At 74.4% G+C, this 21136-nt stretch carries 20 protein-coding genes; 11 read left to right on the top strand and 9 right to left on the bottom strand.

Translation table 11 applies throughout. From position 1 onward, the window contains the following. The first annotated feature begins 232 nt into the window (after nucleotides 1–232). The gene (locus KB893_RS14055) at nucleotides 233–1009 is read left to right on the top strand and encodes a siderophore-interacting protein (RefSeq protein WP_213173800.1); all 777 of its coding nucleotides are present in this window, start codon (nucleotides 233–235) and stop codon (nucleotides 1007–1009) included. A 28-nt stretch (nucleotides 1010–1037) separates the two neighbouring features. Here KB893_RS14055 and KB893_RS14050 read toward each other — a convergent pair whose 3' ends face one another. From KB893_RS14050 to KB893_RS14040, 3 genes are all read right to left on the bottom strand, one after another. Continuing rightward, on the bottom strand, nucleotides 1038–3374 hold the full coding sequence (locus KB893_RS14050; protein WP_211925300.1) for an NADP-dependent malic enzyme: 2337 nt from the start codon (nucleotides 3372–3374) through the stop codon (nucleotides 1038–1040). 101 nt (nucleotides 3375–3475) lie between these two features. After that, nucleotides 3476–4306, bottom strand: a complete 831-nt coding sequence (locus tag KB893_RS14045; protein WP_211925299.1) for an ABC transporter permease — start codon at nucleotides 4304–4306, stop codon at nucleotides 3476–3478. Then, the gene (locus KB893_RS14040) at nucleotides 4303–5283 is read right to left on the bottom strand and encodes an ATP-binding cassette domain-containing protein (protein WP_211925298.1); all 981 of its coding nucleotides are present in this window, start codon (nucleotides 5281–5283) and stop codon (nucleotides 4303–4305) included. The genes KB893_RS14045 and KB893_RS14040 overlap by 4 nt, the downstream gene beginning before the upstream one ends. A gap of 152 nt (nucleotides 5284–5435) precedes the next feature. Here KB893_RS14040 and KB893_RS14035 point away from each other — a divergent pair, with 152 nt between their 5' ends. Continuing rightward, nucleotides 5436–8555: a ligand-binding sensor domain-containing diguanylate cyclase gene (locus KB893_RS14035; RefSeq protein ID WP_211925297.1), complete on the top strand. Its 3120-nt coding sequence runs from the start codon at nucleotides 5436–5438 to the stop codon at nucleotides 8553–8555. On the opposite strand, the gene KB893_RS14030 is transcribed toward KB893_RS14035, so the two are convergent. Both KB893_RS14030 and rsgA read right to left on the bottom strand, forming a co-directional pair. After that, complete coding sequence (locus KB893_RS14030) at nucleotides 8552–9838, bottom strand: peptidase MATCAP family protein (protein WP_211925296.1); 1287 nt, start codon at nucleotides 9836–9838, stop codon at nucleotides 8552–8554. The genes KB893_RS14035 and KB893_RS14030 overlap by 4 nt on opposite strands. Nucleotides 9839–9843: 5 nt before the next feature. After that, a complete protein-coding gene (rsgA, locus tag KB893_RS14025) occupies nucleotides 9844–10932 on the bottom strand; it encodes a ribosome small subunit-dependent GTPase A (RefSeq protein WP_211925295.1) in 1089 nt (362 codons plus the stop codon). A gap of 112 nt (nucleotides 10933–11044) precedes the next feature. Here rsgA and KB893_RS14020 point away from each other — a divergent pair, with 112 nt between their 5' ends. The 3 genes from KB893_RS14020 to KB893_RS14010 are packed head-to-tail and all read left to right on the top strand — an operon-like array spanning nucleotide 11045 to nucleotide 13437. After that, the gene (locus tag KB893_RS14020; RefSeq protein ID WP_211925294.1) at nucleotides 11045–11554 is read left to right on the top strand and encodes a DUF4345 family protein; all 510 of its coding nucleotides are present in this window, start codon (nucleotides 11045–11047) and stop codon (nucleotides 11552–11554) included. After that, nucleotides 11508–12746 carry an aminotransferase class I/II-fold pyridoxal phosphate-dependent enzyme gene (locus tag KB893_RS14015; protein WP_211925293.1) on the top strand — a complete coding sequence of 413 codons (1239 nt, stop codon included), beginning with the start codon at nucleotides 11508–11510 and terminating at the stop codon, nucleotides 12744–12746. The genes KB893_RS14020 and KB893_RS14015 overlap by 47 nt, the downstream gene beginning before the upstream one ends. Nucleotides 12747–12768: 22 nt before the next feature. Further along, nucleotides 12769–13437, top strand: coding sequence for an SGNH/GDSL hydrolase family protein (locus KB893_RS14010; RefSeq protein WP_213173802.1), 669 nt, complete (start codon nucleotides 12769–12771; stop codon nucleotides 13435–13437). A gap of 3 nt (nucleotides 13438–13440) precedes the next feature. Here KB893_RS14010 and KB893_RS14005 read toward each other — a convergent pair whose 3' ends face one another. Next, a complete protein-coding gene (locus tag KB893_RS14005) occupies nucleotides 13441–13950 on the bottom strand; it encodes a hypothetical protein (RefSeq protein WP_211925292.1) in 510 nt (169 codons plus the stop codon). Continuing rightward, nucleotides 13947–14510: an RNA polymerase sigma factor gene (locus tag KB893_RS14000; protein ID WP_211925291.1), complete on the bottom strand. Its 564-nt coding sequence runs from the start codon at nucleotides 14508–14510 to the stop codon at nucleotides 13947–13949. Before KB893_RS14000 ends, KB893_RS14005 begins: the two co-directional genes overlap by 4 nt. Nucleotides 14511–14645: 135 nt before the next feature. Here KB893_RS14000 and adhP point away from each other — a divergent pair, with 135 nt between their 5' ends. Together adhP and KB893_RS13990 are read left to right on the top strand one after the other, a co-directional pair. After that, nucleotides 14646–15674 (top strand): alcohol dehydrogenase AdhP, encoded by a 1029-nt coding sequence (gene adhP, locus KB893_RS13995; protein ID WP_211925290.1) that lies wholly within the window; start codon nucleotides 14646–14648, stop codon nucleotides 15672–15674. Nucleotides 15675–15742: 68 nt separating this feature from the next. Then, nucleotides 15743–16411, top strand: coding sequence for a class I SAM-dependent methyltransferase (locus tag KB893_RS13990; protein ID WP_211925289.1), 669 nt, complete (start codon nucleotides 15743–15745; stop codon nucleotides 16409–16411). Here KB893_RS13990 and KB893_RS13985 read toward each other — a convergent pair. Together KB893_RS13985 and KB893_RS13980 are read right to left on the bottom strand one after the other, a co-directional pair. Next, nucleotides 16358–17188, bottom strand: a complete 831-nt coding sequence (locus KB893_RS13985) for a polysaccharide deacetylase family protein (protein ID WP_211925288.1) — start codon at nucleotides 17186–17188, stop codon at nucleotides 16358–16360. The two genes, KB893_RS13990 and KB893_RS13985, sit on opposite strands and share 54 nt — an antisense overlap. Next, a complete protein-coding gene (locus KB893_RS13980) occupies nucleotides 17188–17922 on the bottom strand; it encodes a COG4648 family protein (protein ID WP_211925287.1) in 735 nt (244 codons plus the stop codon). The genes KB893_RS13985 and KB893_RS13980 overlap by 1 nt, the downstream gene beginning before the upstream one ends. 71 nt (nucleotides 17923–17993) lie before the next feature. Here KB893_RS13980 and grxD point away from each other — a divergent pair, with 71 nt between their 5' ends. From grxD to lipA, 4 genes are all read left to right on the top strand, one after another. Then, entirely contained in the window at nucleotides 17994–18920 is a 927-nt protein-coding gene (grxD, locus tag KB893_RS13975) for a Grx4 family monothiol glutaredoxin (protein WP_211925286.1), read from the top strand. Between the two features lie 92 nt (nucleotides 18921–19012). After that, on the top strand, nucleotides 19013–19291 hold the full coding sequence (locus tag KB893_RS13970) for a DUF493 family protein (protein ID WP_211925285.1): 279 nt from the start codon (nucleotides 19013–19015) through the stop codon (nucleotides 19289–19291). Continuing rightward, on the top strand, nucleotides 19288–20019 hold the full coding sequence (lipB, locus tag KB893_RS13965; RefSeq protein WP_338026961.1) for a lipoyl(octanoyl) transferase LipB: 732 nt from the start codon (nucleotides 19288–19290) through the stop codon (nucleotides 20017–20019). Before KB893_RS13970 ends, lipB begins: the two co-directional genes overlap by 4 nt. Continuing rightward, a complete protein-coding gene (lipA, locus tag KB893_RS13960; RefSeq protein ID WP_213173799.1) occupies nucleotides 20016–21032 on the top strand; it encodes a lipoyl synthase in 1017 nt (338 codons plus the stop codon). The genes lipB and lipA overlap by 4 nt, the downstream gene beginning before the upstream one ends. Nucleotides 21033–21136 lie beyond the last annotated feature (104 nt).

Genomic DNA, 21136 nt, shown 5'->3' with positions numbered 1-21136 from the left:
TGACGGGGGGCGGGAACGGGGGGGGGGAACGGGGAACGGGGAACAGGGAACAGGAGCCTTGCAGCCAGCCCAGGCCCGACCAGCCCCAAAGCCCCCCAGCCTCGACGCCTCGAACCGACCTCCACGCGCCAAGCCCGCTCCAGTTCCCTGTTCCCCGTTCCCCGTTCCCGCCTCCGATTCCCGATTCCCGATTCCCAATTCCCGCCCCAAACCCTTCCCCAAGGCCCCACCCATGCCCCACCACGACAACCGCACCCTCCGCCACGCCACCGTCCTGCGCCGCCTCGAGGTGCGCGAGAGCGTCGCCCTGACGCCGCACATGCGCCGCATCGTGCTCGGCGGGGCGGAGCTGGAGGGCTTCCACAGCGCCTCGCCGGACGACCACGTCAAGCTGTTCCTGCCGAACGCCGAGGGCGAGCTGGTGCTGCCCACGCTCACGCCCGAGGGTCCGCGGTTCGCCGAGGGTGCGCTGCCGTCGCCGGCGCGCGACTACACGCCGCGCCGCCACGATCCGGCGGCCGGCACGCTCACGGTCGATTTCGTCCTGCACGGCGACGGGCCCGCGGCCGCGTGGGCGGAACGGGCGCGGCCTGGCGATGCGATCGCCGTCGGCGGCCCGCGCGCGTCCTTCGTGGTCGCCGACGACTTCGACGCCTACCGCATCCTCGGCGACGAGACCGCGCTGCCGGCGATCGGGCGCTGGCTGGAGGAGCTGCCGCCGGGCCGGCGTGCGCAGGTCTTCGTCGAGATCCCCGGGGACGCCGACCGCCAGGACCTCGCCAGCCGTGGCGACGTCGCCATCACCTGGCTGCCGCGCGACGGTGCGCCGGCGCATGCCGAAGGCCGGCTGGAGCAGGCGCTGCGCACGGCCGCGCCGATCGCCGGCGACGTGTTCCACTGGATCGCCTGCGAATCGCGCCGCGCGCGCGCCATGCGCAAGGCGCTGGAGGAGGCCGGCGTGCCCGGCGACTGGATCCGCGCCACCGGCTACTGGAAGCACGCCGCCTGAGCACGGCGTGCGCTGCGACGACGGGGCCTCAGCCCTCGTCGTCGAGCTCGTCTTCCTCGGGCAGGGCCTCGCCGCGGCCGCGCGGCATCGAGCCGAGCTCCTCGCGGATCTGCGCCTCGACCGCGGCGATCGCCGACATGTTGACCACCCGCCGCACCGTCGCCGAGGGCGTCAGCACGTGCGCGGACTTGGCCACGCCCATCAGGATCGGCCCGAGGCCGACGCCGTCGGTCATCGCCCGCACCAGGTTGTAGGCGGTGTTGGAGGCGTCGAGGCTGGGGAACACCAGCAGGTTGGCGCTGCCCTTGAGCGCGGAGTTCGGGAAGATCCGGCTGCGGATCTGCTCGTTGAGCGCGGCGTCGACGTGCATCTCGCCCTCGGCCTGCAGCCGCGGCGCGCGGCGGCGGATGATCTGCAGCACCTCGCGCATCTTCTGCGCGCTGGGGTTGTCGTGGCTGCCGAAGTTGGAATGCGACACCAGCGCCACCTTGGGCTCGATGCCGAACAGCTTCAGCCGGTAGCTGGCCTGCAGCGCGGCCTCGGCGATGGTCTCGGCGTCCGGCTCGTACTGCACGTGGGTGTCGGCGAAGAAGAACACGCCCTTGTCGTTGAGCACCGCGCTCATCGCCGAGGTGCGCTTCACCCCCGGCTCGCGGCCGAGGATGTTGACCAGGTAGGCCAGCTTCTTCTGGTAGCGGCCGACCACGCCGCAGATCAGCGCGTCGGCCTCGCCGCGGCGGACCATCAGCGCGGCGATCGCCGCCGAGCGGCTGCGCACCACCGCCTTGGCCGCGGCCGGGGTGACGCCGCGGCGCTCCATGATCGAGTGGTAGAGCTGCCAGTACTCGTTGAAGCGCGGGTCGTCGTCGATGTTGGTGACCTCGACGTCCTCGCCGATGCGGATGCGCAGGCCCAGGCGCCTGATGCGCGATTCGATCACCGAGGGGCGGCCGATCAGGATCGGCCTGGCCAGCTTCTCGTCGACCACCGTCTGCACCGCGCGCAGGACGGTCTCCTCCTCGCCCTCGGCGTAGGCCACGCGCTTGAGGTCGCGGCGCGCGCGGTCGAACACCGGCTTCATCAGCAGGCCGGTGCGGAACACGAACTGGTTGAGCTTCTCGCGGTAGGCGTCGATGTCGTGGATCGGACGCTCGGCCACGCCCGATTCCATCGCCGCCACCGCCACCGCCGGAGCGACGATGCCCATCAGGCGCGGGTCGAGCGGGCGCGGGATCAGGTATTCGCGGCCGAAGGACGGGGTCTCGCCGGAGTAGGCGGTACCGAGGTCGGCGGCCTCCATGCGCGCCAGCTGGGCGATGGCGTGCACGCAGGCGGTCTTCATCGCCTCGTTGACCACGGTGGCGCCGACGTCCAGCGCACCGCGGAAGATGAAGGGGAAGCAGACCGCGTTGTTGACCTGGTTCGGGTAGTCCGAGCGGCCGGTGGCCATGATCACGTCGGGGCGCACCGCGTGCGCGTCGGCCGGCATGATCTCGGGATAGGGATTGGCCAGCGCCAGGATGATCGGGTTGTCCGCCATCGTGGCGACCATCTCCGGCTTGAGGATGCCGCCGGCGGAGAGGCCGAGGAACACGTCGGCGCCGTCGACGATCTCCGCCAGCGAGCGCGCCGGGGTGTCGCGGGCGTAGCGCTGCTTGGCCGGGTCGAGGTCGGTGCGCTCGGCGTGGATCACGCCCTCGCGGTCGAAGGCGAGGATGTTCTCGGGCTTCAGGCCCAGCGTCACCAGCATGTCCAGGCAGGCGATGCCCGCGGCGCCGGCACCGGTGGTGACCAGGCGCACGTCCTCGATCTTCTTGCCGGCCACGTGCAGCGCGTTGAGCACGGCCGCGCCGACGATGATCGCGGTGCCGTGCTGGTCGTCGTGGAACACCGGGATGCGCATGCGCTCGCGCAGCTTCTGCTCGACGATGAAGCACTCCGGCGCCTTGATGTCCTCGAGGTTGATGCCGCCGAAGGTCGGCTCGAGGCTGGCGATGATGTCGACCAGCTTGTCGGGGTCGGTCTCGTCGATCTCGATGTCGAACACGTCGATGCCGGCGAACTTCTGGAACAGCACGCCCTTGCCCTCCATCACCGGCTTGGACGCGAGCGGGCCGATGTTGCCCAGGCCCAGCACCGCGGTGCCGTTGGAGATCACCGCGACCAGGTTGCCGCGGGCGGTGAGTGCGGCGGCCTCGCGCGGGTCCTCGACGATCGCCTCGCAGGCGTGGGCGACGCCGGGCGAGTAGGCCAGCGAGAGGTCGCGCTGGGTCACCATCGCCTTGGTCGGCATGACCTTGATCTTGCCGGCCGGGTTCTGGCGGTGGTACTCGAGGGCGGCTTGCTTGAACGTCTCGTCGGACATGGCGGGCGGGGCACCGGGGGCGGAAAACGCCCGATTCTAGCGCCCCGCCCGCGCCGGCTGGGATCGCCGGAAGGTGGTATGGCGCCGCGCGCCGGGCGGGTTCAGCGCTCGCGGCGGTACAGGCGCATGGCCAGCGGCGCGAAGGCCGCGGTCACCAGCGCCGGCGCGATCAGCGCCAGGCCGATCGCGCCGGCGTCGGGGTCGCCGTGGATGACGCCGCGGATCGCGGTGACCAGCAGCGCGACCGGGTTCACCGCGACCACCGCCTGCAGCCAGCCGGGCATGGTCGCCGGGTCCACGAACACGTTGGAGGCGAAGGTCAGCGGCATCAGCACCAGCCAGCTCAGCGTCATCACCGTCGACGGCGTGCGCACCCACAGCGCCACCGCGGTGAAGATCCAGCTGGTGCCGAACGCGAACACGTCGAGCAGCAGCAGCGATGCGACCACGCCGGCCAAGCCGGCGCCGGGGCGGAAGCCCATCAGGAGGCCGATCACGATCACGATCAGCCCCGACAGCGTGTAGCGCAGCTGGTCGCCGAGCATGGCCCCGACCAGGGGCGCCGGCTTCCAGATCGGCATCGAGCGGAAGCGGTCGTAGACCCCGCGCGAGAGGTCGGTGTTGAGGGTGAAGCCGGTATAGATCGTGGTAAACATCACCGTCTGCACCAGCATTCCCGGCAGCAGGAACTGCAGGTAGGCCGCGGTCGAACCGGCCAGGGCGCCGCCGAAGAGGTAGGTGAACAGCACCGTGAACATGATCGGCGTCACCACCACGTCGAACAGCTGCTCGGGCGTGTGCTTGATCTTGAGCAGGGCGCGCCAGGCGAAGGTCACGGTGTTGGCGACCGCGCGCGGCCGCGCCTCGACCGCGGGCGCGGCGAAGGCGGCGCGCAGGCGCGCGGCGGTGGCGTCCGGCGCGGGCGTGCTCATGCGTGGTCTCCATCGGTGTCGGTGTCGGCCGCGGCGGCGTGACCGGTGAGGGCGAAGAACACTTCGTCGAGGCTGGGCTGGCCGAGGGCGAAGTCGCTGACCGCGATGCCGGCCTCCGCCAGCCGCGCCAGCGCCGGCGCGGCGGCGGCGGAGTCGTCCAGGCGCGCGCCGAGCGCGCGCGGGTCGGTGTCGGCGGTGACCTCGACCGCCAGCGCGGCGGCGAGCAGGGCCTGCGCGCGGGGGCGCGCAGCCGGGTCGGCCAGGCGCACGCGCAGCACGCCGCTGCCGACCCGGGCCTTGAGCTCGGCGCTGGTGCCCTCGGCGATGACGCGGCCGTGGTCGATCACCGCGATGCGGTCGGCGAGCTGGTCGGCCTCCTCCAGGTACTGCGTGGTCAGCAGCACGGTGACGCCGGCCGCGGCCAGGCCGCGCACGATCTGCCAGACCTCGCCGCGGCTGCGCGGGTCGAGGCCGGTGGTGGGCTCGTCCAGGAACAGCAGCTCCGGGGTGCGGATCAGGCTGGCGGCGATGTCCAGCCGCCGGCGCATGCCGCCGGAGAAGGCCTTGAGCTGGCGCCCGGCCGCGTCGGCCAGGTCGAAGGCGGCGAGCAGGTCGTCGCAGCGCCGGCGCGCATCGCCGCGGCCGAAGCCGCTCAGGCGCGCCAGCAGCACCAGGTTCTCGCGCGCGGTGAGGTCCTCGTCGACCGAGGCGAACTGCCCGGTCAGGCCGATCCGCCGGCGCACCGCGGCGGCCTCGGCGACGACATCGTGGCCGAGCACGCGGGCCCGGCCGCCATCCGGGCGCAGCAGGGTGGCGAGCATGCGCACGGTCGTGGTCTTGCCGGCGCCGTTCGGACCGAGCACGCCATAGATGCTGCCGGCAGCCACGCGCAGGTCGACGCCGTCGACCGCGCGCTGGCTGCCGAAGCGCTTGACCAGCGCCTCGGTCTCGATCGCGAGGGGTGGGGTGGCGGCCATGGCCTTTCCGGCGGGCATGCGGCGCAGCAGTCTAGCCGGCGCCGGGCGGCGTAGACTCGGCCCATCGCCAGGGGACAGGGCGACGCCGGGCGGCGATGGGGACGATGCGGGGAGCGACGCGGAGATCGTGGTGTGCAGCATGCGCGGGCGGGATGCTGCTCGCCGCCGCGTTCGCCTGCGCGCAGGCGCGGGATGCCGCGCCGGAGCCGGCCGTGGTGCACAGCCTGGAGCGCTTCGGCCTGGACGACGGCCTGTCGCAGCTGTCGGTCACCGCGCTGGCGCTCGACGACCAGGGCTTCCTCTGGGTCGGCACCCAGGAGGGGCTGAACCGCTTCGACGGCCACGGCTTCGAGGTCTACCGCCGCGATCCCGAGGATGCCGACGCCGGGCTCGCCAGCAGCAGCATCGAGGCGCTCGCCTTCGACCGGCGCCGGCGCCTGTGGCTCGGCACCGACGAGAGCGGGCTCGAGGTGGTCGACCTGGGGAGCTGGCGGCGCTGGCGTCTCGGCCCCGGATCCGGGCTCTCGCATGCGCGGGTGCGGCATGTGCTGCTGGACGCCGACGACGGCGCCTGGCTCGGCACCGAGGCCGGCGTCGACCGCGTGGGGCCGCGGCTCGACCGCGTGCGCCGGCTGGGCGCGACGCCGCCGGTGGTGGGGCTGGCGCCCGATCCCGCCGGCGCGGGCGCGCTGGTGCTGGACCGCGACTGCGGCCTGTGGCGCGCCTCGTCCGGCACCCTGGTACCGCTGCCGGTGGAGCTGGACCTGGAGCCGGCGCCGGCCTGCGTCGCCATGGCCGCCGACGGCGGCGGCGTATGGCTGGCGACGCGCAGCCAGGGGCTGGTCCGGCTCGATGCCGCCGGCGCCGTCGTCGCCCGTCTGGCGCCCGCGACCCTGCGCGAACGCGAGGTGCCGGTCACGGCGCTGGGCGCGCTGCGCCACGGCGGCGTGCTGGTCGGCCACGCCGACGGCGCGGTGCTCGAGGTGCGGCTGCGCGGCGGCGCGCCGGAGGTGCGGCCGCTGTGGCTCGACCCCGTGCCGGGCAGCGCGATCACCGCGCTGCACCAGGACGCCGGCGACCTGCTGTGGATCGGCACCTACACCGACGGCCTGCAGCGGGTGCGGCCGCTGTCGGGCGTGATCCGCAACGACCGCATCGCCGATGCCGCCGGCTGGCCCAGCCGCAGCGCGCGCGCGATCGGCGAGGACGGCGGCGGCCTGCTGCTGGGCACCGACGCCGGCCTGCTGCGCCGGCGCGCAGGCGCCGCCGACTGGCAGCCGGTCGCGGCCTTCGCCGGGCGCTCGGTGCGTGCGCTGCTGCCGGCGGACGCGGGCTGGTGGGTCGGCACCCACGACGGCCTGTACCGCTGGGATCCGCCGCGCGCGCCGGTGCGCCTGGAAGGCCTGCCGGACGCGCGCGTCGAGGATCTGCTGGAGACCGCCGACGGCCTGTGGATCGCGACCCGCGGCGGCCTCGCCCTGCGCACCCCCGACGGCGCCGTGTCGCGCGACTTCGGCGCCCTCGACGGCCAGCTCCTGACCTGCCTGCGGCACGACGCCGACGGCACGCTGTGGATCGGCAGCAACGAGCAGGGCCTGTGGCGGCTGCGCCCCGGCGCGGATCCCGAGCGCGTCGCCGCCGCCGACGGGCGCCTCCCGGACTCGGTGTGGGCGCTGCACGCCGACGCCGGGGCGGTGTGGATCGGCAGCTTCTCCGAAGGCCTGGTGCGGCTGGACCGGGCCAGCGGCGCGACCCGCCGCTTCACCGAGCGCGACGGGCTGTCCAACAACGTGGTCTACCGCATCGTCGTCGACGGCGACGCGCGCCTGTGGCTCAGCACCAACGCCGGGCTCACCGTGCTCAACCCGGGCTCCGGCGTGATCCAGACCCTCGGTCGCCGCGACGGCCTGCGCAACCACGAGTACAACTCGGGCTCCGGCCTGCGCGGTGGCGACGGCCTGCTCTACTTCGGCGGCACCGAGGGCGTGGACGTGCTCGACCCGGCGCGGCTGTCGCCGCGCAGCCTGCCGGCGCGGCCGGCGATCACCGCGGTCACCGTGCACAGCACCCGTCGCGGGGGCGGCGCGCCGGAGGTGCGCGCCGGCGGCGCCGCCTCGGTCTACGCCGCTGCGCTGGAGCTCGGCTACGACGACAGCGTGCTGGCCTTCGCGCTCACCGCGATCGACCTCGCCGCGCCGGCCGCCGCGCGACTGCGCTACCGCCTCGCGCCGCTGCACCAGGACTGGGTGTATCCGCAGGCGCCGCGCACCGAGTTCTGGGTGAGCCGGCTGCAGCCCGGCGACTACAGCCTCGAGGTGCAGGCGGCCGGCCGCGACGGCCGCTTCGGGCCGAGCCGCCTGCTGGCGCTGCACATGCCGCCGCCGCCGTGGCGGCATCCGCTGGCGCACGCGGCCTACGTCCTGCTGGCGCTGGTCGCGGCGGCGTGGCTGGCGTGGCGGGTGCGGGTCGCGGTGCGGCGCGAGCGCCGCCGCGCCGAGCGCCTGCACCGGCTGGTCGCCGAGCGCACCGCGCAGCTCGAGGAGGCCAACCTCGCCCTGGTCGGCAGCAACGCCCGGCTGGAGGAGGCCAACCGCCGCGACCCGCTGACCCAGGTGTCGAACCGCCGCGACCTGCACGACTGGCTCGCGCGAGAGTGCGACGGCGTGCAGGCGCGGCTCGACCGCGGCGACGGCGAGGCGCGGCTGGTGTTCTTCATGATCGACATCGACGACTTCAAGCACATCAACGACGAGCACGGACACCAGGCCGGCGACCAGGTGCTGGTGCATTTCGCCGAGCGCCTGCGCCAGCTCTGCCGCGAGGACGACGTGCTGGCGCGCTGGGGCGGCGAGGAGTTCATGCTCGCCAGCTGCCGGCTGCGCATGGACGATGCCGCCGGGCTGGCCGAGCGCATCCGCGCCACCGTCGCCGCGCACCCGTTCCGGCTCGACTGCGGCCGGGTGCTGCCGGTGACCTGCTCGGTCGGCTTCGCGCCGTGGCCGTTGGCGCTGGCCTGGCCGCGGCTGGGAGACAGCGAGCAGAGCGTGGACCTCGCCGACCGCTGCCTCTACGCGGCCAAGGCCGCGGGCAAGGACACATGGGTCGGCATCGTCGCCGCGCCCGGCGCGGGCCGCGGCTGCCTGCAGGCGCTGCTGGCCGGCGCCGCCCCGGACGCGCTGGCGCCGGGCTGCGTCGAGCTGCTGCACCCGGCGCAGGTCGTGCCGCGCTTCCTGCGCCAGCCCGCCGGGACCGGGGGCGGCCGGGCCGGCTAGCGCCGCGGCATCAGGTCCTGCGCGTCGACCCGGTCGAGGCGGATGCGGTTGGCGAACAGCGAAAAGGCGAGCGTGCCGGCCAGGCCGCTGGCGCGCTGCACCCAGGGCGGCAGGTAGCGCGGTTCGGCCAGCGCGCCGTCGTCGAACAGCGGCGCCAGCCCGGCCACGTCCTGCAGCGCCAGCTTGCCCGCGAACACCAGCCGCGTGTCGCGCAGGCGGCCGTCGCGCAGCGCCCAGCGGAAGAAGGTGTGCACCGAGAGCAGGCCGTGCAGGTAGACGGTGTCCTTGGTGAAGGCGCTGCCGCCGCCGACCGGCGCGCCGCGGAACACCCGCTGCGCCGAGGCGAAGCTGTCGGCCTCGGTCTGGCCGGCGTCGAGGAAGAAGCGGAACACCTCGATGAAGTCGGCACCCGCCAGCGCGCGGTCGATCGCCAGGATGCGCAGGCTGATGCGCTTCATCCGGTTGATGTCGATCGCCCCGGAGATCTGCTCGGCGAACACCGCCAGGCCTTCCTGGGTGGCGGTGGCGCGCGGCGCGGTGCGGGCGAAGGACTTCATCCACGGCTGGCGCTGGCCGTTGATCGCGGTCAGCGAGTGCACGAAGGCCTCGTGTTCGAGCAGCTGGCGGCGGTCGTACTCGCTGAAGGCGGCCTTGCTGCGCAGGCGCACGCGACTGGCGCCGGCGGCGGCCTTGGCGATCAGGTTGTCGTCGAGCTCGACCCGCACGCGGTGGTCGACGAAGAAGGCGTCGAGCGCGGCCTGCAGCTCGGCCTGCAGGTGCGCGGCGGGAATGCAGTAGTCGGCCTCGTCCACCGGCAGCGCGCCGTCGAGTTCGTCGGCGATGGCCAGGAAATGCCGCGCGGCGTCGAGGTTGCTGAGCCCGCCGCCGGGCAACGGGTCGCCGGGACGTCCGTAGAGCTCGATCGCGTGCCGGGTCGCCTCCGCGCTGCCGACCGTCTCCAGCAGGCGCGTGGCGGTCGCCCAGCTCAGCGCGGTGTGGCGCAGGTAGGCGCCGAGCGGATGGTCGACGTCGGCGGCCGCGGCGATGGCCTCGAGTTCGCGGCGCGTGCCGGCGTGCGCCTGCGGCGCGTAGTCGACCTGCGGCAGGCGGGCCTGGCCGCGCCGCCAGCGCGCGAGGAAGTCGGCCTGCAGCGCCGCCGGCCAGCTCACCGCCTCGAGCAGGCGCAGCCCGCGGGTGGCGGCGACCAGGCGTGCGTCGAGCGCGGCGAACGGGGCGAGCCAGGCGGGTGCTGCGGATCCGGCGGCGTCGGCGGGCGTGGGCATCGGCTCTAGCGGCGGCCGTGCCGGTCGGCGGGGCGGCGGCCGAGCGCCTTGCCCTGCACGCGCTCCTCGGCGCGCTGCGCCGCGCGCTGCGCGCGCTGGCCGGCGCCGGCGGCCAGTTCGTCGCGGAGCTTGAGGTAATTGGCGTAGCGGCCCGGGTCGAGCTCGCCGGCCTCGAGCGCCGCGCGCACCGCGCAGCCCGGCTCGCGGCCGTGCGCGCAGTCGTTGAAGCGGCAGGCCGCGGCCAGCGCCTCGACGTCCTCGAAGCCGCCCTCGGCCAGGTCCTCCTCGCCGCTGAGCTTGATCTCGCGCATGCCCGGGGTGTCGATCAGGCAGCCGCCCTGCGGCAGCGGGATCAGGGCGCGGTGGGTGGTGGTGTGGCGCCCGCGCGAGTCGGTCCCGCGGACCTCGCCGGTGCGCATGCGCTCGCGCCCGAGCAGGGTGTTGGTCAGCGTGGACTTGCCGGCGCCGGAACTGCCGACCAGGACCGCGCTGCGCCCCGGCCCGAGGTAGGGGGCGAGCACGTCGTTGGTGGCCGGGTCCTTGGCGTTGACCGCGTGCACCGCGATGCCGGAGGCGCGGATGTCGTCGAGGTCGGCGATGCGTGCCGCGGCGTCGGCGCAGCGGTCGGCCTTGGTCAGCACGACGACCGGCTCGGCGCCGCCGCTGCGCACCACCAGCAGGTAGCGCTCGATCCGGCGCGGGTTGAAGTCGCCGTCGAGCCCGCACACCACCAGCACGTGGTCGACGTTGGCCGCGATCAGCTGCTGCCGGTAGTGCTCGCCGGCGGCGCCGCGCTTGAGCACCGAACGGCGCGGGACCAGGGCGACGATCTGGTCGTCGTCGGCCGCCAGCGTCACCCAGTCGCCGACCACGGCGCGCTCCTCGGCCGGCCAGCGCGGGCGCAGCCACGGCGCCGGCGCCTGCACCGGGAAGCCGGCGCCGGGTTCGGTGCAGGCGATGTAGCCGGAGCGGTGCTGCTCGCTGATGCGGGCCAGGCGCGCACCCTCGACCGCATCCAGCGCCGCGCGCGCGGCCGCGTCGTCGGGCCAGCCGAGCGGGCGCAGGCGGTCGAGGTCGGCGGAGGCGGGATGCATCGGCGGATTCTAAGCCGCGCCGCGGTCGTGCCGGGCGCGCACTGTCGATGGATGCGGCGGGATGGTAGCGTCGACCGCTCCTCGACACCGCCGCCGGCACCCTGACGTGTCCATGCGCTGGCTTCCCATCCTGCTGCTGTGCTTCACCGGCCTGGCCTTCCTGGGCTTCGGCGCGTGGTATGCGTTCGACGTGCGCGCGCCGCTGGCGATGCTGGGCATCCACATCGACGGCGAGATCGCCACCACCCACCTGCGCACCTACCTCGGCGGCCTGCAGATCGGGCTCGGCCTGTACCTGCTCGGCGCCGCGGCCTATCCGCCGTTCCGCCGCGGGGCGCTGTGGCTGGTGTTCCTCAGCCACGGCTGCATGGGCCTGACGCGCATGCTCGGGGTCATCCTCGGCGGACCCTACGCGCCGGTGTTCTTCGCCCTGCTGGTGTGGGAGCTGGGGCTGGCCTTCCTCGCGTTGCTGGCGCTGGCGCTGGGCCGCGAGGCGACGCGCCGCGGGGGACGCCGCGGTGCAACCGGCGCGCGCGAATCCGCTACGCTCGGCGGACACTCCCCGGCCCGTCGCCATGAATCCCATCGCCACCCGCAGCCGTCTTCGCGAAGTCCGCTATGAGATCCGCGGCCAGCTCGCCCGCCGCGCGCGCGAACTCGAGGCCGGCGGCCGCGAGCTGATCAAGCTGCACATCGGCAATCCCGGCGTGTTCGGCTTCCGCGCGCCCGACCACCTGCAGGAGGCGGTGTCCTCGCGCCTGTGGGAAAGCGATCCCTACACCCACCAGCAGGGCATGCCCGCGGCGCGCGAGGCGGTCGCCGCGCACCACCGCGCGCGCGGCGTCGCCGGGGCCAGCGCGGAGAAGGTGTTCATCGGCAACGGCGTCAGCGAGCTGATCGACATCGCCCTGCGCGCGCTGCTGGACCCGGGCGACGAGGTCCTGCTGCCGGCGCCGGACTACCCGCTGTGGAGCGCGGCGACCATCCTCAACGAGGGCGTGCCGCGCTACTACGCCTGCGAGGCCGGCAACGGCTTCCTGCCCGATCCCGACGCGATCGAGGCGCTGGTGACGCCGCGCACGCGCGCGCTGGTGCTGATCAACCCGAACAACCCCACCGGCGCCAGCTATCCGCGCGCCCTGCTCGAGCGCCTGGTCGACATCGCTCGGCGCCACGGCCTGGTGCTGATGGCCGACGAGATCTACGAGGGCATCCTCTACGACGGCGCCGCGTTCGAGCCGCTGGCGCCGATCGCGACCGAGGTGCCGTGCCTGTCCTTCGGCGGGCTGTCCAAGGTGCACCGCGCCTGCGGCTGGCGGGTGGGCTGGGCGCTGCTGTCCGGCGACCCGGTGCGCAGCGGCGACTACCACCACGCCATGGACCTGCTCGGCGCGCTGCGGCTGTGCGCCAACGTGCCGGGGCAGCACGCGGTCGAGGCCGCGCTCGGCGGGCCGAACACGATCGACGCGCTGTGCGCCCCGGGCGGGCGGCTGTACGAGACCCGGCGCGCGGCGATCGAGGCCTGCGCGGCGAGCCCGCACCTCGACCTGGTCGCGCCGCAGGGCGCGCTCTACGCCTTCCCGCGCGTGGTCGGCGAGGCCGCGCGCGACTTCGACGACCACGCCTTCGCCCTCGCTCTGCTCGAGAACGAGGGCGTGCTGATCGTGCCCGGCACCAGCTTCAACATCACCGACCGCCGCCACTTCCGGATCACCCTGCTGCCGGAGGCGGAGGTCATGCGCGAGGTGTTCCGGCGCATCGGCCGCGCGCTCGACGCGCACGCCGGGCGTGCGCGGGCGCGGCATGTGGCGTGACGGGCTGGCGGGGCTGCTGCTGATGGCCGCGACCGGTTCCGCGGCAGGCGCGGATGCGTCGCCGCCGGTGCGCTACCTGGCGCTCGGCGACTCCTACACCATCGGCGAGGCGGTGCCAGAGGCCGGGCGCTGGCCGGTGCAGCTGGCGCGCATGCTGCGCGCCGAGGGCGTGCCGCTGGCGCGTCCGGACACCGTCGCCACCACCGGCTGGACCACCGACGAGCTCGACGCCGGCATCGACCGCGCGCTCGCCGGCGGCGGCATCGCGCCGCCCTACGGCTTCGTCAGCCTGCTGATCGGGGTCAACAACCAGTACCGCGGCCGCGGGCTCGACGAGTACCGTGCGCAGTTCGCGGACCTGCTGGAGCGCGCGGTCGGCTTCGCCGGCGGGCGCGCCGACCGTGTCCTGGTGCTGTCGATCCCGGACTGGGGCACCACGCCGTTCGCGCGGGGCTCCGGGCGCGACCCGGCGCGCATCGCGGACGAACTGGACGCCTTCAACGCCGCCGCCCGCGACATCGCGACCGCGCACGGCGTGGCCTTCGTCGACATCACTCCGCTCGGCCGCGCCCGCGCCGACGATCCCGGCAGCGTCGCCGCCGACGGCCTGCATCCGTCGGCCGACCTCTACCGCGCCTGGGCGCAGGCGGCCCTGCCGACCGCGCGCCGCCTGCTCTCCACCCGCGACTGACGCTCAACGGCGCGCCACCAGGGCCCGCTCGAGCGCATCGCGTCGTGCGCGCAATGCCGCCACCGCGCGGCGCGCGCGGTGCAGCTGCAGCGCCGCCAGCGCGGACAGCAGGAGGCCCGCGACGGACGCCGCCACCGCCGCCGGGCTGCCGGCCAGTACGCTGGCGGCGAGCGCGGACGCGGTGAAGGCGGCGCTCGCCGCCAGCCCGATGGCGGCAGCGATCACCCGGTGGCGGCCGAGGAGGACCTGCCGCGTGCGCAGCACCCAGCCGGCGTAGCCGGTCCAGCCCAGGCCGATGGCGCCCAGCGCCAGCAGCGCGGTGCGCGTGCGCACGGGCAGCCCGGGCTCGCCCATGCCCAGTGCGAGCAGCGCCACCGTGACTGCCGCCGCGGCCAGCAGCAGGGCGACGTGCGCCAGGCGCGCGTGCGGCGCCAACTGGCGGCGGACCAGTCGCTGCAGCTCCTCCGCCTCGGGGACCGGCCGCGCGGCCGCCATCGTCTCGTCGTCGTTCATCGCCCCATGCCTCTGCGTTCGAGTTCCGCGCGGGCCAGGCGCCGTGCCCGGAACAGCCTCGACTTCACGGTGCCCACGGGCACCGCGGTGATCCGCGCGATCTCGTCCAGCGAGTACTCACGCAGGTGGAACAGGTCCAGGACCCGGCGCTCGACCGGCGGCAGTCGCCCCAGCACGGCGCGTACGAGGGGCGCGCTGTCGAGCCCCGCTTCCGCAGCGACGTCCTCGTCGGCCGCCAGCAGGTCGGGATCGGCCTCCGCTCCGCCCGGCGCTGCGTAACGGGTACGCAGGTGGTCCATCCAGGCCCGGCGCGCGACGGCGAAGAGCCAGGCGCGCAGGCGGCGCGGGTCGCGCAGCCGGCCGATCCCGCGGACGATGCGCAGCCAGGTGTCCTGGACCACGTCCGCTGCGTCGACCGGGCCGGCGCGGCGCAGCACGTACTCGCGCAGCGGTGCCTCCCAGCGTCGGATCAGGGCGTCGAAGGCCTCCGCCTCGCCGAGCTGGCAGCGGATGGCGAGCAGTTCGTCCTCACGCGGGTCGGGTGCGGTGTCGGGATGCACGACGGTCTCCATGGTTCGCCGTTGGAGTCGTGCCAGGCGGGAAGAAGGTTCACCCAGTGGCCTTTTGATCCGGATCAATGCCGCGGCCGGGGCGCGCGACGAGCATGGCTCCTCCCCGATGCGCGAGGTGGTGTCATGGATCGCACGATGCAGGCCGCGGTGGTCACGGCGTTCGGCGCGCCGCTGGAGCTCCGCGAGGTGGTGGTGCCGCGCCCGGGGCCGGGCGAGATGCTGGTCAGGATCGAGGCCTGCGGCGTGTGCCATACCGACCTGCACGCCGCCGAGGGCGACTGGCCGGTCAAGCCGGTGCCGCCCTTCATCCCCGGCCACGAGGGCGTGGGCCACGTGGTCGCGCTCGGCGCGGGCGTCGCCCACCTGCGCGAGGGCGACCGGGTCGGCATTCCCTGGCTGTACTCGGCCTGCGGCCACTGCGAGCACTGCCTCGGTGGCTGGGAGACCCTGTGCGAGTCGCAGAAGAACACCGGCTACTCAGTCAACGGCGGCTTCGCCGGCTATGCGCTGGCGGCCGCCGACTACGTCGGGCGCCTGCCCGACCGCGTCGGCTTCGTGGAGATCGCGCCGGTCCTGTGCGCCGGAGTGACCGTCTACAAGGGCCTGAAGGCGACGGGCGCGCGTGCCGGCGACTGGGTCGTGATCTCCGGCATCGGCGGGCTCGGGCACATGGCGGTCCAGTACGCGCACACCATGGGCATGAACGTGGCCGCGGTCGACGTCGACGACGACAAGCTCGCGCTGGCGCAGCGCCTCGGCGCCACGGTCGCGGTCAATGCGCGCACCACCGATCCGGGGGCGTTCCTGAAGAAGGAGATCGGCGGCGCCCACGGCGTGCTGGTGACCGCGGTCGCCCCGCGCGCCTTCCGGCAGGCGCTGGACATGGTCCGCCGCGGCGGCACGGTGTCCCTGGTCGGCCTGCCGCCGGGCGACTTCCCGCTGCCGATCTTCGACATGGTGCTCAACGGCATCACCGTGCGCGGCTCCATCGTCGGCACCCGCCTGGACCTGCAGGAGTCGCTGCAGTTCGCCGCCGACGGCCGGGTGGCGGCGACGGTCGCCACCGACCGGCTGGACCGCATCAACGACGTGTTCCAGCGCATGCGCGAAGGCCGGATCGAGGGCCGGGTGGTGCTCGACATGGCGGCCTGATGCCGCCGCGCGGGCGTCGCCGCGACGGCCTCGGGTAAGGTGCGCGCACCCCCTCGCCGCCCACTCGCATGCAGACCTCCGCCGCCGCGCCCACGCCCGCGCAGATCGCGCACGCCTTCCTGCCGGACCGCTGGCACTACCACTACGCGCGCAGCAAGCTCGCCAGCGATCCGCTGTACGCGGGCGTGCTCGGGGCGCTCGATGGCGCGGCGATGCCGGTGCTGGATCTCGGCTGCGGGATCGGCTTGGTCGCGCACTACGCGCAGGCGCACGGACGCGCGCTGGACTACCGCGGCGTCGATAACGACGCCGGCAAGATCGCGCAGGCGCAGGCCGGCGCCGCACGAGTCGGACTGGCCGGCGCGCGCTTCGAGGTCATGGACCTGGCCCGCGCCTTCCCCGCGCACCGTGGCAGCGTGCTGCTGCTCGACGTGCTGCAGTTCCTGCCGGCCGCGGCGCAGGCGGCGACGCTGGAACGGATCGCCGCCTGCCTGGGTCCCGGCGCGCGCCTGGTGATGCGCACGGGCCTGCGCGACGGCAGCTGGCGCGCGGGCGTGACCCGCGCCGCCGACCTCGCCTCGCATGCGATCCGCTGGATGCGCAGCGCGCCCGGGAGCCTGCCGACGCGACGGGGGCTGGAGGCGCGCCTGGGTGAACTGGGGCTCGAGGCCCGCTTCACCCCGCTATGGGGCCGGACGCCCTTCAACAACTGGCTGGTCGTCGCCGAACGCCGCTGAATCCGGCAGCGTCGTGCGCAGCTCGCGCCGCGCCAGCGCCGCGAGCACGGCCTCGACGATCGCCGGGCAGCGCCCGTGCGCCGCGCCCTCGTGCAGCAGCACGATGGCGCCCGGCTCCAGGTCGCGCTCGATCCGGTGCAGCACCGTGGCGACGTCGCCGGTGACCGCGTCGTAGCCGCGCGCGCTCCACGCGACCCGCTCCAGCCCCAGCGCGTGCAGCACCGGCTCCACGAACGGGTTCGCATGTCCGGCCACGGCGCGGAAATGCCGCGGCGCCACGCCGTCGCACAGCGCGGCGAGCTGCGCCTGCGCACCGGCGATCTCCGCCTGCATCCGGCGCGGGCCGAGCCGCCAGAAGCGGGCGGACGGGTGGCTCTGGGTGTGGTTGCCGACCGTATGCCCGCGCGCGCGGATCGCCGCGACGAGGTCCGGCCGCTGCCCGGCGCGGTCGGCGACGAGGAAGAAGGTCGCCCGCGCGCCCGCGCGCCCGAGCGCGTCGAGGATGGCCAGGGTGTCGTCGGACGGCCCGTCGTCGATCGTGAGCCAGACGCCGTCGGCGTGGTCGAGACGGCGCCGGACCGGGCCGAAGAGGGTCGAGCCGGGGCGCAGCGTGCCCCACAGCCAGACCGCATGCGCCGCCGCCAGCGCAGCCAGCGCCGGCAGCGGCGCGCCCGACGCGAGCAGGGCCGCGGCGGGCAGATGGGCGGCGATGGCCGCCGCCGCCCGACGCCGCAGGCCGCGGACCGGAGCGCCGCTTGCGCCGCTGGCGGCGGCCATCAGGCGACCAGGTCGCGCCAGATCCCGGGCAGCGTCGTGCGCATGCGGCGCAGGAAGGCCAGCAGGGTCGGGTAGCGCGCGCGGTGCTGCGGGAAGCGCCGGCGCCGGTACGCGAACTCCGCGGCCATCAGCACGCCCGCGGCGGACAGGTTGACCACGTTGGTGAACCAGAACCACCAGGCCTGCGGCAGCGGCAGCGGGTTGCGCAGCCCCGCCAGCGCGAGGATGCCGTCGGGCTCGGCCACCACCGCCAGCGCGCCGCTGACCGCGGCCACGACCAGGAAGAAGGCGCCCCAGACCCAGGTCAGGCGCCGGGCATAGGCGGCGAGGTCGGGCTCGAGCGCGTCCGGGCGGTCGTGCAGGTGCCAGACCACCCGCGCGATCAGCGGCGTGTTCCCGCCGCCGAGCGTGCGCAGGAAGATCCAGGCGATGAACAGGTTGGCCGCGACCGGCGGCAGGTACAGCGGCAGCACCGCCAGGTGCAGCGAGGCCAGGCCGCAGAGGACGGCCAGCGCCGCCGCGGCCGCCAGCCATGCCGCCGGGCGCAGGGCGGCGAGCGGCTTCCACAGCGCGGCCAGCGCCAGCGCCATCCCGGCGGCGACGGTCAGCGGCATGCTGCGGAAGTGCAGCGCCAGGTGGGCCAGCACCGGATAGGCCACCACCAGCACGGCGACGGCAACGGCATCCAGGCGGCTCGCCGCGGGCGGCGCGGGATCGGGCGCGGAGGTGAACACGGAACTCAGCGATCCGGAAGGCCGGGCGGGGCGGGGCGCTAGAATACCCGCCCGTTCCAGGAGTCGCTCCCATGTCCCTCGACCCCGCCCTGCGCGCGCGCATCGACGGCGTCCTCGCCGACAACCGCATCGTCCTGTTCATGAAGGGCTCGCCGGCCGCGCCGCAGTGCGGCTTCTCGGCCAAGGCCAGCGGCATCCTCAACGGCCTCGGCGTCGAGTACGGCCACGTCGACGTGCTGGCCGACCCCGCGATCCGCGAGGGCATCAAGACCTACGGCAACTGGCCGACGGTGCCGCAGCTCTACATCGACCGCGAGCTGGTCGGCGGCAGCGACATCGTCGAGCACATGCTCAACACCGGTGAGCTGCACGCCGCGCTGGGCCTGCCCGAGCCCGACCGCACGCCGCCGGCGATCACCATCTCCGACGAGGCCGCCGAGGCGATCCGCAGCGCGATGGCCGACGCCGATCCCGGCATGGCCCTGCACCTGTCGATCGGCCCGCGCTTCGACGCCAACCTGCGCTTGGCCGAGCCGAGCGGGCACGAGGTGGTGGCCGAGGCCAACGGCATCCGCGTGTACTTCGACGTCGCCAGCGCGCCGCGCGCGCAGGGCCTGCAGATCGGCTGGACGGAGGGTCCGCGCGGCGCCGGCATCGCCATCCACAACCCGAACGCGCCCGGCCCGGTGAAGCCGCTGACGGTGGCCGCGCTGAAGGCGCGCCTGGACGCCGGCGACATCACCGTCGTCGACGTGCGTCCGGTCGAGGACCGCGAGTTCGCGCCGTTCCCCGGTGCCGAGGTGCTCGACCAGGCCAGCCACGACCGCCTCGCCGCGTTCGACAAGGCCACGCCCCTGGCCTTCCTCTGCCACCACGGCGTCTCCAGCCGCCAGGCCGCCGAGCACTTCCGCGCGCTCGGCTTCCGCGACGTGCACAACGTCGAGGGCGGCATCGAGGCCTGGTCGAGCGAGATCGACCCGTCGGTGCCGAAGTACTGACCGGCACGGCCGCCGCCGCGGGCTTGCGCATCGCGGCGGCGCCCCCCATCCCGTCCGCCGGGCGCCGTCGCCCGCAGCCAAGGCCGCCGCGCATGAGCATCCATTCCGACAATCCCGAACACGGCTTCCAGTTCCCGGGCACCTTCGAGGTCAGCGCGATGGGCTCCTCGGAGGCCGAGCTGCACAGCGAGGTGACCGGCGCGATCGAGGCGCTGGGCCTGCAGGTGCTGCACGAGACCCTGCGCATCAAGCCCTCGTCCAAGGGCACCTACGTGTCGGTGACGGTGAGCTTCGTGGCGCGCTCGCGCGCCGACTACGACGCGGTGCACGAGGCCCTGCGCGCGCATCCGGAGATCAAGTGGACGCTGTGAGCGTCGCCGCCGCCGCGGACGTCGCCGCGGGGCCGGTGCCTGTCTGCCGGGTGCGCCGGCTCGGGCGCCAGGCGTACGCGCCGGTGTGGCATGCGATGCAGCGCTTCACCGATGCGCGCGGCGCGGACACCCCCGACGAGCTGTGGCTGGTCGAGCACGACCCGGTGTTCACCCTCGGCCAGGCCGGCAAGGCCGAACACGTGCTGATGCCGGGAGACATCCCGGTGGTGAAGGTCGACCGCGGCGGCCAGGTCACCTACCACGGCCCCGGGCAGCTGGTGGCCTATCCGATGCTCGACCTGCGCCGGCTCGGCATCGGCGTGCGCGAGCTGGTGCACCGGATCGAGCAGGCCACCATCGACACCCTCGCCGGCTGGGGCATCGCCGGCGAGCGCCGCGAGGGCGCGCCCGGCATCTACGTCGGTGCCGCCAAGGTCATGGCGCTGGGCCTGCGCGTGCGCCGCGGCTGCAGCTTCCACGGCCTGGCCTTCAACGTGGCCATGGACCTGTCGCCCTACCAGCGCATCAATCCCTGCGGCTACGCGGGGCTGGCGGTGACCTCGGTGCAGGCCCTCGGCGGCCCCGGCGACCTCGGCACCGTCGCCGACGCCCTGCTGCCCCAGCTTGCGCGCGCGCTCGGCTTCCGGGCCGAATACGACGACGCGCTCCCCGATCTCTCCGAGCCCGCCGATGCGGCCGGGCTCCCGTCCGCAGTGGCCAGTCCATGAACGAGTCTTCCGTGAAGTCGATTCCCCTCGCCGTCGTCGATGCCGCCGCGCCCGCGGCGCTGGAGGCCGGCCGCAAGCAGATCGGCGGCGACAAGATCGCGCGCAGCCCGGTCAAGTTCGACCCGAACGCACCGACCCTGCGCAAGCCGAGCTGGATCCGCGTGCGCATCCCGGCCGGCAATGCGGTCGCCAACCTCAAGGCGCGGCTGCGCGAGAACCGCCTGGTCACCGTGTGCGAGGAGGCGAGCTGCCCGAACATCCACGAGTGCTTCAGCCACGGCACCGCGACCTTCATGATCCTCGGCGAGGTCTGCACCCGGCGCTGCTCGTTCTGCGACGTCGCCCACGGCCGGCCGAAGCCGCCGGATGCGGGCGAGCCGGCCAGCCTGGCGCGCACCATCGCCGACATGAAGCTGCGCTACGTGGTGATCACCTCGGTCGACCGCGACGACCTGCGCGACGGCGGCGCCCAGCACTTCGTCGACTGCATCGCCCGCGTCCGCGAGGCCTCGCCCGGCACCAGGATCGAGATCCTGACCCCCGACTTCCGCGGCAAGGGCCGCATGGACCGCGCGCTGGAGATCCTGGCGACCAACCCGCCCGACGTGTTCAACCACAACCTGGAGACGGCCAAGGCGCTGTACCGCGACGTCCGCCCGGGCGCCGACTACCAGTGGTCGCTGACCCTGCTCAAGCGCTTCCGCGCGCAGCATCCGGGAGTGCCGACCAAGTCCGGGATCATGCTCGGCCTGGGCGAGACCCGCGAGCAGGTGATCGAGACCCTGCAGGACCTGCGCGACCACGACGTCGACATGATCACCATCGGCCAGTACCTGCAGCCCACCCCGCACCACCATCCGGTGATCCGCTACTGGAGCCCGGAGGAATTCGCGGAACTGGAACGCATCGGCCTGGAGATGGGCTTCACCCACGTCGCCTCCGGGCCGATGGTACGGTCTTCCTACCACGCCGACCGCATGGCGGCCGACGCGGGCTTCGTCGACGTCGCCTGAACGCCGCCACGGCATCCTGTCCTCGTCCCGTTGCACAGTGGGAACAAACCGAGCGGGTTCCGGTCGTAGCATCACCACCGGAAACGACACACCGCGGCGTGCGC

The sequence above is a fragment of the Coralloluteibacterium stylophorae genome (assembly GCF_018122625.2).
Taxonomy (GTDB): domain Bacteria; phylum Pseudomonadota; class Gammaproteobacteria; order Xanthomonadales; family Xanthomonadaceae; genus Coralloluteibacterium; species Coralloluteibacterium stylophorae.
Note: the sequence above shows the minus strand (reverse complement) of the source record. Positions and strands in the feature narration are given on the sequence as shown.